This window comes from Steroidobacter cummioxidans (genome assembly GCF_003104955.1).
In genome coordinates, this window is the sequence record NZ_LSRW01000116.1 from 20,873 (window position 1) to 30,447 (window position 9,575).

The window sequence follows — 9,575 nt, forward strand, 5'->3', positions numbered from 1 at the left end:
GTGGTTTTCGCCCAGCCTGAAGGACGGTACGCCAGCCACTGGCAGCACGGAATTAAGGACAAACCGGGGGCACGAGCTCTGCTACTGTTTATCCCATGAATGCAATAGCGACTTTAGGAAAATCTACTGTCCCTTGAGTCAGGGGCGCGACAGCACGAGCAGGATGGCGCACCGACATGACGAACGTAACGTTTATCGGCCTGGGCCGAATGGGATTGGGCATGGCGGGGCGATTGCTTGCCGCCGGGCATTGTCTGCGTATCTACAATCGCACGGCCGCCCGTGCAGCGTCGTTAGTGGAGCAGGGCGCGACGCTGTGTTCTTCGCCGAAAGAGGCGGCGCAAGGTGCGGGGTTGATTATCTCGATGGTCGCCGACGACGCCGCTTCGCGTGACGTGTGGCTCGGTGCCGAAGGTGTGTTCAGTGGCATGCCGGCCGCGGGCACGCTCGTGGTCGAGTGTTCCACCTTGTCGCACGACTGGGTGCTCGAGCTGGCGGCTGAAGCGCAGCGGCGCTCACTGAGTTATATCGATTGCCCGGTGACCGGCTTGCCCGACATGGCGGCCGCCGGCGCGCTCACCTTGCTGGTCGGCGCGGCACCCGAAGATCTGGCCCGCGCCCAGCCCGTACTCGATGCCATTTCGAAACAGACCATTCATTTCGGTGCGATCGGCGCCGGCACGGTCTACAAACTCATGATCAACTTGCAGGGCGCCATCCAGATCGCCTCGATCGCCGAGGGCATGGCACTGGCCGAGCGTGCCGGATTGAATCTGAGCACGGTCGCCGAGGCGATCGCCTCAGGTCAGGCTGCAAGTCCGCAGGTCGTGCGCACTGCCCGTCGCATCGTGGATGCCGATCACGATCAGAACGTCCTGTTCACACCGCAGCTCCGATTGAAGGATGTCGATTACGCGCTGCGCCTTGCTCGCAAGCTCAACATCGGTACGCCGTTTGGCAGCACGGCCGGCGCCGCCTATGCGAAGTTGTGCGAACGTGGTTATGCGCACAGCAACGAAAGCAAGATCATCGAAGTGGCGCGCACGCAGCCTGTTTGACTGACCAACGAGCTCACTGCTGCAAAGCATTTTCATGATGCAGATGCAGCTTGTGACTGCGGTCGCAAAGTCATGGCAGTTCCCGTCGCTAGAATTCGCGCCGTTCCGCTCGTCGAGCGGAATAAAACAAATAAACGAATTCAGGGAGTCCCATGATGAGCAAACGAACGGGTCTGGCCGTGATGGTGGGGTTGGCGCTGTCGCTGGCATCCACGGCGAGCTTCGCTGAGGACGGCAGCGGTTGGTATTTCGGTGTCACGGGCGGCGAGGCGAAAGCTGCGGATCTGGACCAGGCCACGCTCGATGCCATCGTCCTGGATAGCTTCGAGTCGAACGGCGCGCAGGTGCTGTCCGGCCGCTCGACTTTGGACGATAGCGATACCTCCTTCTCGTTGTTCGGCGGCTACCGCTTCTCGGAGTACTTTGCAGTGGAAGCCGGCTATGTCGACTTCGGCTCGTTCGAGTATCGTTCCTCCGGCGTGGTCGACCCCATCGGGCCGCCGCCGCCTGCGCCTGCCACCTATTCGGTCGACTTCGAATCCTCAGGCTTCACGGCGAGCGCGCTTGGCTCGGTGCCGCTGGGGAGCTCGTTCGATCTGCACGGGCGCGCCGGCATCTTGTTCGCTGACACGAAGATCACCGAGAGTGCCTCCATCGGTACCGCATCGGCTCGGGATAGCTACTCGGCGAACTCGCAGGACCTCTTTTATGGGATCGGCGTCGGGCTGCACCTCGCTCAACATTGGTCGTTCAGCCTGGACTGGCAGCAGTTCAAAGATGTGGGTGATGACGAGGAGACGGGTGAATCGGACGTGAATCGGCTCTCGCTCGGGGTGAGTTACAGGCTCTAAGCGGCGCCCACGATGGAGCCTGCCACGCCAGGCTCCATCTGCTATCGTGACTGTTTCCAACAATGGAGCAAGGCATGGTGGCAAGAGCGTGGCGCGCCGGTATGGCGGCGCTGATTTGCGTGCTCGGCACGGCGGTGGCGCACGGAGCGGATCAGGCCGACCTGACGACCATCAACCGCATCGTCGATGAAGGCTTCAATCGTAGCGAACTGCCGCTGACCGCGGCGTATCTCACCGACCGCATCGGTGGACGGCTCACCAACTCTCCACAAATGCGCGAGGCCGAGCGCTGGACCCAGCAGCAATTTCGCGACTGGGGCCTGAAGAACGTGCGCACCGAAGGCTTCGAATTCGGTCGCGGCTGGTCCATCGAAAAATCCAGCGTGCGCTTGCTGACGCCACGTATCGCGACCTACAGCGCCATTCCCGTGGCCTGGACACCCCCCACCAACGGCGCGATCACCGCGCCCATCATCGTCGCGCCGATGAGCAAAGTCGCTGACTTCGAGAAGTGGCGGGGCAAGCTGCAAGGGCAGATCGTGCTGGTGACACAGCCGGATACCGGCTCCGAGCCGCTCGTCGCGCCCTTCGTGCGTTTGAGCAGGGACGACATCGGCAGGCTCGACACGTTCCGACAGCCGCTGGTTTCCATGGAAGAGGAGTTGGAGAAGCGCTTGGAACGTAGCCGCTTCGAGGCCAAGCGCGATCAATTCCTTGCGGCCGAAGGCGCGATCGCGTGGGTGCGCAAGTCTTATCGCGATGGCGGCCTGCTGCATGGGGAGGGTTACCAGCACCGTCGCGATCAATCGCCGAAACTGCCGGGCTTCGAACTGGCCGCCGAGCACTATCGTCAGCTCGCCCGGCTTGCGAAAGTCGGGGCGGGGCCCACGCTCGAGCTGATCAGCGACGTGCACTATCACGACGAAGACTCGAATGCATACAACGTGTTCGCCGATCTGCCGGGGCGTGATGCCAAGGCGGGCTATGTGATGGCCGGTGCCCATCTGGATAGCTGGGTCGCCTCCGATGGCGCGCAGGACAACGCAGCCGGCAGCGCGGTCGTGATGGAAGCCGCACGCATTCTGACCAAGCTTGGCCTCAAGCCGAAGCGAACCATTCGCTTCGCGCTGTGGAATGGCGAAGAGCAGGGGCTCTATGGCTCCTTCGATTACACGCAGCGGCATTTGGTCTCGCGTCCGCCGCTGCAGGATCCGGCGCGCGCGGCGCTACCGGTGTACGCCACCTGGAACTTGCGGTGGCCGGTGACCCCGGGCCCGGACTACGACAAGCTCGCCGCCTATTTCAATCTCGACAATGGCTCGGGAAAGATTCGCGGCATTTATGCTGAAGGAAACGTCGCCGCGACGCCCATCTTAAAGACCTGGATTGCGCCGTTTGCGAGCATGGGGGCGGATGCCGTGGTGGCGGCCCCGACCTACGGCACCGATCACGTGCCCATGCAGGCAGTCGGCATTCCCGGCTTTCAATTCGTGCAGGACCCGCTGGATTACGGCAGCCGCGTGCATCACACCAGCATCGACAGCTACGACCATCTGCGCATGGAAGATTTGAAACAGGCCGCGGTAATCATGGCGTCGATGTTGTGGATGTCGGCCGAGCGTGAGCAACCCCTGCCGAAGAGGCCGCTGCCGAGCAAGCCTGTACAGACCGATCCGTTTGAGTACGAAGTCGACACTGCGTCGCCCTGATCCAAAAACGCCCACCCCATAAAGTCGAAGCCCCGCATGGGGCGGGGCTTCGAGCCGTCATCTCTATCGAACCTGAGGATGACCCTACATTCTTAGGATGACCCTCGCGAGATGGTGCGGCAATGGAAGAGCATCGGTTTTCGGCTCCTGGCGTTAGAGCAACGGTCGCTCTGATTCATTCCGCCGATAACTTATCTGCTTCCGATGCTGTGACGCACGGCCACGTGTGAAGGTTCCGGGAAAGATTTGTTTCAAATGTTTGCTGGGGTCGTGGCTTGTCACGACGGCCAGGAACCTACGTGACGCAACTTCCGTTCTATGTGCGTGATGCCATTCGGCTTTCCGCCGCACGTGAAGATCTTGCGCACACATTCTACGGACGAATTCGTCAACTGGTCGGGGAGTCTGCGCTTCATTCCCCGCTCGCAAGTCTGGCCCGCCAACGACGAGGCCGTAAGCGTGTATGTAAGAGATGCCGCTGCGCGCTCGCGCAAGATCAGAGTGATGGGTTCCGGCCATTCTTCCTCGCCGCTGGTGGAGACCCCCGACATATTGATGTCGATGCGCGACCACCGAGGGCTGATTGACTACGACCTCACGCGCAGTCAAGCCACGGTGGGAGCTGGAACGGTGCTGAATGACCTCGGGCCGATCTTGCATGACATCGGCCTGAGCATGGAGAACCTCGGCGATGTGGACACACAAACCATCGCCGGCGTCATCAGCACCGGCACGCACGGTTCAGGACGGAAGCTGCAAAACATTTCGGCAACCCTGGTCGGCGTGCGTGCCGTGACCGGCACGGGCGAGATCGTCGAGTGGTCGCTCGACCAAGCGCCCGATCTCATCAACGCCGCACGCGTGTCGATGGGCCTGCTAGGAATCTTTACTGCCGTGCGGCTGCAGCTCAAGCCGAGATATCAGTTGCGACGCCGCGAGTACGTTGCGCGTACGGAGGATTGCCTGGCCCATCTGGATGAACTGGCAGATGCACATCGTAACTTTGACTTCTACTGGTATCCCCGTCGCGATGAAGTGAAGTTGCGGACGCTCAATCCTCCCGAAACGCCCATCCCGGAGTTGCCGTACGCGCATCACATCCATGAAGAGAAGGGACACAGCCACGAGATCATCGCGCAGGAGCGCGAGCTGAAATTCGAGGAGCTGGAGTATTTCGTGCCGGCCGAGGCGGGGCCGGCGTGCTTTCGCGAGGTGCGGCACCGCATTCTCGAGCGCCATCGCAAACAGGTGGGCTGGCGCGTGTTGTATCGACTCATCGCCCGGGACGACGGCTTTTTGAGCCCGACGTACGGACGCGATTCGGTCGCAATCTCGCTGCACCAGAACGCCAGCCTGCCGTATCGGGAATACTTCGATGACATCGAGCCCATCCTGCGGGCCCATGACGGCCGCCCGCACTGGGGCAAGAAACATTCATTGCACGGCGCGGCACTTGCGGCGCTGTATCCGCGTTGGAAGGACTTCATGACACTGCGTCGACAGCTCGATCCGCAGGGGGTGTTTCTGACTGCGCCGATGGCGCGACTGGTGGGCGAGGAGTGACTGTGCTGAAGACCGTCGGTTCCAAAGTGTGGGCCATCCCAGGCGGACACGTGCCGCTGCGTAGCTCGGGAGCCGAACCGGGCAACACGAGCCGCGATGAGTTGTGCGTACTCAACGCCGGTCACTTCGACGCGCAGCTCGAACTGACGATTTACTACGAGGATCACGCACCGGTCGGGCCCTATCGCTTGAAAGTCGCCGCGCAGCGCGTGCGACACGTTCGCTTCAACGATCTCATCGATCCACAGGCGCTACCGCTCGATACGCCGTATGCCGTATTGATCCTGGCCGATCATCCGGTGGTCGTGCAGTTCACCCGGCAGGATACCAGCCAGGCGGCCAACGCCATCGCCACGACCCTGGCCTTCCCGGGGTGAGGCGATGATCGAAGATCTTTGGTACAAGAACTCGATCATCTACAGCCTGGACCTGGACACGTTCATGGATGCCAACGGCGATGGGACCGGCGATCTGCCGGGCCTGATCAACCGGCTGGACTATCTCAATTCGCTCGGCATCGATGTCATCTGGCTGGCGCCTTTCCAGCCCTCGCCGAATCGTGACAACGGCTACGACATCTGCGATTACTACGGTGTCGACCCTCGCTATGGATCGAGCGGTGACTTCGTGGAGTTCATGAACCATGCGCGCAAGCGGGGCATGCGCGTGATTCTGGACCTGGTGGTCAATCACACTTCCAACGAGCATCCCTGGTTCAAGGAGGCCAGGCGCAATCCGGATTCGCAGTATCGCGACTGGTATTTGTGGTCGAAGAGGAGGCCGGCGGGTTGGAACAAGGGCATGGTGTTTCCGGGCGCCCAGAAAGCCGTGTGGACGCGCGATCCGGTCGCGAAACTCTATTACCACCATCGCTTCTATGACTTTCAGCCCGATCTGAACATGGACAACCCGCATGTGCGGGCCGAGATCCGGCGCATCATGGGTTACTGGCTGCAGCTGGGCGTCGATGGCTTCAGGGTCGACGCAGTGCCATTCATTCTCGAGTCCAGACTCAAGGGCGAGCGGTTGCGCTTTGAGTATCTCGCCGAGATGCGCCAGTTCCTGCAATGGCGCGCCGGGGACGCGGCCCTGCTCGGCGAGGCGAACGTCGCCCCCCAGGACACGCAGCGCTACTTCGGCGACGGTCGCGATGGCTTGAACATGATGTTCAACTTCTGGGTGAATCAGCATTGCTTCTATGCGCTGGCCACAGGCGATAGTGCGCCATTGGAGAAGGCGCTCAAGGACACCAGCAAGATCCCCGACGCCTCGCAGTGGGCGGTGTTCCTGCGCAATCATGATGAGCTGGATATCGATCGGTTACCCAAGCACAAGCGCGACAAAGTGTTCGAGCGCTTCGGTCCCGAGCGCAACATGCAGCTGTATCACCGGGGTATTCGGCGGCGACTCGCATCGATGCTCGGCGACCGTCGTCACATCGAGCTCGCCAACAGTCTGATGTTTGCGTTGCCCGGCTCGCCAGTACTGCGCTATGGCGATGAGATCGGCATGGGCGAAGATCTGTCGCTGAAGGAGCGAGGCGCGGTGCGCACACCGATGCAGTGGTCAGGTGAGCGCAACGGCGGCTTCTCTACGGCACGTAAGCTCGTGAATCCCGTGATTTCCAAGGGCCCCTTTGGCTATCAAACGGTGAACGTCGATGCGCAGCGCCGCGATCCGGGGTCGCTGCTGAATTGGATGATCAGGATGATCCGGGTGCGCAAGGAGTGTCCCGAGATCGGTTGGGGGGAGTGGAGCCTGCTGCGCACGGGTGCGCGAGGTGTCTTGGCGCTGTGCTATTCCTGGCGAGGCAATCGCATCGTGGTGTTGCACAACTTCAATCGACAACCGCAGCAAGTCAAGATTGCATTGGAGGGTGAGGGCAGTGAGCTGCTGGTGAATTTGCTGGAGCGAGATGACAGCCGAGTCGACAAGCAAGGTCACCACCTCATCTCGCTGACGGCGTTTGGTTATAAATGGTTCCGAGTGGGCGGCATGAATTACGCGTTACGCCGCCAACCCGCAACTCCGCCTTCGAAGCGTTAGGTTGGTACTACCCCAATTCAGGCAGTTGGGCCACGGCCCTTCGGCCCCATCGCAAGCTTCACGTCGCTGGGGATGTCATATTCCTTCGCGATGTATTCAGGGTCGAGCAAACCCAGTTGCTCGCGTTGCACGACGTAACCCCAATAAGCCTCCGCCGCTCCCATCACGAGTTGCTTTCGAGCCGCTTCATCCGATGGGTGGGCACTGGAAGAGACATCCGCGTCGTACTGGCGTAATGCGTCGAGCGTTTTCTTGAGCTTGCGGCCGGCCAGTCCCAGCGACGCGGCAGCTTCGCCTGCGAAGGGCAGATCCAGAGGATTGTCGAACTTCGGCACGCGGCGATTATACCGGGCAGTGCTGAAGAGGCAGGTCCGTCAACGACTGTCGGACGTGCTCATCAAGCGTCGGTATTGTCCGAGGTGGCGAATGGCGTGCTGTTCTTTGCCCTGTGCCTCGTACAACCGCGCAAGATTGAAATGGCCATCGGCCATGTTCGGATCTTCGCTGAGCGCAGCCTGATAGGCATCGATCGCGTCGTCGATCTTGCCGAGGTCTTCCAGCACCACCCCCAGATTGAACATCAGCACCGGGTCGGCGCCGCATTCCTGGATGCCGCGGCAATACACGATCTCCGCTTTCTTCTCATCGTGCCGTGCATGGAGCAGGCGGCCCAGGTTGATCCATGCGCCGACGAAATCGGGCTCGAGCTCCACAGCGCGCTCATAGGCAGATTGAGCGGCCTTCGGATCGGTCTCTTCGAGCTCCAGGCCCTTGTCGAACCACTCATCGGCCGTTTCACTGGGCGGTGCTTCCGCTGCGGCAGTCTCTTTGTGCTCGACGACCCGGATGACGCCGTTCTCGACGCTCACGTCCAGGCCGAGCACATACTGGCCATCGTCGACCTGGAAATGATTCTGGCCGTCACGAACCACCACACGATCGCCGACCGCACTGATGCTCAAGCCCGACAGGGGCATCTGCTCGGGCAAGTGACGGCGCAGATCTTCGAGCGAGCGATTGATGCGACGACGGGAGATCTTCGCTTCGAGCAATGAACGGGCAGCGCGCAGGACGATGAGGTCCTGAAAGGAAAAGCGCAGCTGTCGCTTGGGACCGCGCGCAGGTTGCACGAAGCCGGTTTTGATCAACCCGCGAATGGTGCTGCGTGATAGACGCAGCACGCGTTCTACATCTTGGACGCTGAATGTCTGCACGAAGAAAGCCCGCCAGGGCGGTGGAAACGGTGAGGTCGTCTCAAGGACGACCGGCCGGCGTATCCACCTCAGCCCTCAGCGTTTGCTGGCCTTACGCGCAGGCTTCTCCGCCTGTTCGACTCTCTTCGGTGCCTTCCGTGGGCCGAGTTTGGCGACATTCGCCTTGGCGGTTTCGGTCTTGGTGAGACTGGCGCGCAGGGCCTCCATCAGGTCGATGACCTTGCCGCCTGCCTCCACCGGGCCTTCGGCCACGGAGATCTCCTGGCCGTCGACCTTCTTCTGAATGGCCGCCTCGATGCGGGCGCGCACGTCATCGACGTACGCCGTGGGATCGAACTTCTCGGTGGTTTGCTGCTCGATCAATTGCTTGGCCAGCTTCAGCTCCGGTGCTTTCACATCCGGCTTGGCGATATCGACCTCAGTGGCCGCGCGCACTTCGGTGGCGAAGTGCAACTGTTGCATCGTCAGCACATCGCCGACGGGGCGCAGGGCAACCAAATAGGACTTGCCACGCGCGGCCCAGCGACCGATGGCACAACGTTTTGTGTCTTTCAGGGCTTCGTTCAACAAGCCGTAGGGTTTGGCGCCGCCTTTATCGGGCGCGAGATAGTAAGTCTTGTCGAAATACACCGGATCGATGGACTCAATGGGCACGAACTCGGCGATGTCGATGGAATGCGTACCGATTTCTTCCATCGCTTTGATTTCTTCGCTGCTGAACTGGACGTACTGATCCTTGGCGAATTCGTAGCCCTTGATCATGTCGTCGCGCTCGACCGTTTGCCCGTCCTTCAGGCACACGTACTGTTGTTTCAACCGTGAGCCACATCCTTTGTGTAACAGGTTGAAGGAAATGGAATTCGCCGTCTGGGTCGCGGTGTACAGCTTGACTGGAATCGCCACCAGACCGAACGAAATCGTCAATGAACCGATGGAGCGCATGGCCATGAGGGGTACCTTTTCGACCGGCTTGGACCGCAGTCGAGTCTCACTTTCGGGCTTTACTTGTGAAGGCTTTCGCAAGGCTCTGTTTCGCCGAGAGAACATCATGCCACCGGTCCCCGGTTTTTTCCAAGCGTGAGAGCACATTTCGTAGACTGAAGTGACCCTGTCTCTTATACACATCTCCGAGCC

General features: G+C 60.8%; 9 protein-coding genes. 6 read left to right on the forward strand and 3 right to left on the reverse strand.

From position 1 onward, the window contains the following. Positions 1–176: 176 nt before the first annotated feature. The 6 genes from D0550_RS33685 to D0550_RS33710 all read left to right on the forward strand — a co-directional run bounded on the left by D0550_RS33685 (position 177) and on the right by D0550_RS33710 (position 7,227). Positions 177–1,058 carry an NAD(P)-dependent oxidoreductase gene (locus D0550_RS33685; protein ID WP_116813562.1) on the forward strand — a complete coding sequence of 294 codons (882 nt, stop codon included), beginning with the start codon at positions 177–179 and terminating at the stop codon, positions 1,056–1,058. 152 nt (positions 1,059–1,210) lie between these two features. Then, a complete protein-coding gene (locus tag D0550_RS33690; RefSeq protein WP_116813563.1) occupies positions 1,211–1,909 on the forward strand; it encodes an outer membrane beta-barrel protein in 699 nt (232 codons plus the stop codon). A gap of 74 nt (positions 1,910–1,983) precedes the next feature. Then, complete coding sequence (locus D0550_RS33695; RefSeq protein ID WP_206606716.1) at positions 1,984–3,618, forward strand: M28 family peptidase; 1,635 nt, start codon at positions 1,984–1,986, stop codon at positions 3,616–3,618. 360 nt (positions 3,619–3,978) lie between these two features. Continuing rightward, positions 3,979–5,181, forward strand: a complete 1,203-nt coding sequence (locus D0550_RS33700) for a D-arabinono-1,4-lactone oxidase (protein WP_206606717.1) — start codon at positions 3,979–3,981, stop codon at positions 5,179–5,181. A 2-nt stretch (positions 5,182–5,183) separates the two neighbouring features. After that, a complete protein-coding gene (locus D0550_RS33705) occupies positions 5,184–5,558 on the forward strand; it encodes a sensory rhodopsin transducer (RefSeq protein ID WP_116813581.1) in 375 nt (124 codons plus the stop codon). Positions 5,559–5,562: 4 nt separating this feature from the next. Continuing rightward, on the forward strand, positions 5,563–7,227 hold the full coding sequence (locus D0550_RS33710; protein ID WP_116813567.1) for an alpha-amylase family protein: 1,665 nt from the start codon (positions 5,563–5,565) through the stop codon (positions 7,225–7,227). 17 nt (positions 7,228–7,244) lie between these two features. On the opposite strand, the gene D0550_RS33715 is transcribed toward D0550_RS33710, so the two are convergent. From D0550_RS33715 to ku, 3 genes are all read right to left on the reverse strand, one after another. Further along, entirely contained in the window at positions 7,245–7,562 is a 318-nt protein-coding gene (locus tag D0550_RS33715; protein ID WP_116813568.1) for a DUF6665 family protein, read from the reverse strand. A gap of 39 nt (positions 7,563–7,601) precedes the next feature. Beyond that, positions 7,602–8,441 (reverse strand): tetratricopeptide repeat protein, encoded by an 840-nt coding sequence (locus tag D0550_RS33720; RefSeq protein WP_116813570.1) that lies wholly within the window; start codon positions 8,439–8,441, stop codon positions 7,602–7,604. Between the two features lie 75 nt (positions 8,442–8,516). Beyond that, complete coding sequence (gene ku, locus D0550_RS33725; protein ID WP_116813572.1) at positions 8,517–9,389, reverse strand: non-homologous end joining protein Ku; 873 nt, start codon at positions 9,387–9,389, stop codon at positions 8,517–8,519. Between the last annotated feature and the right edge of the window lie 186 nt (positions 9,390–9,575).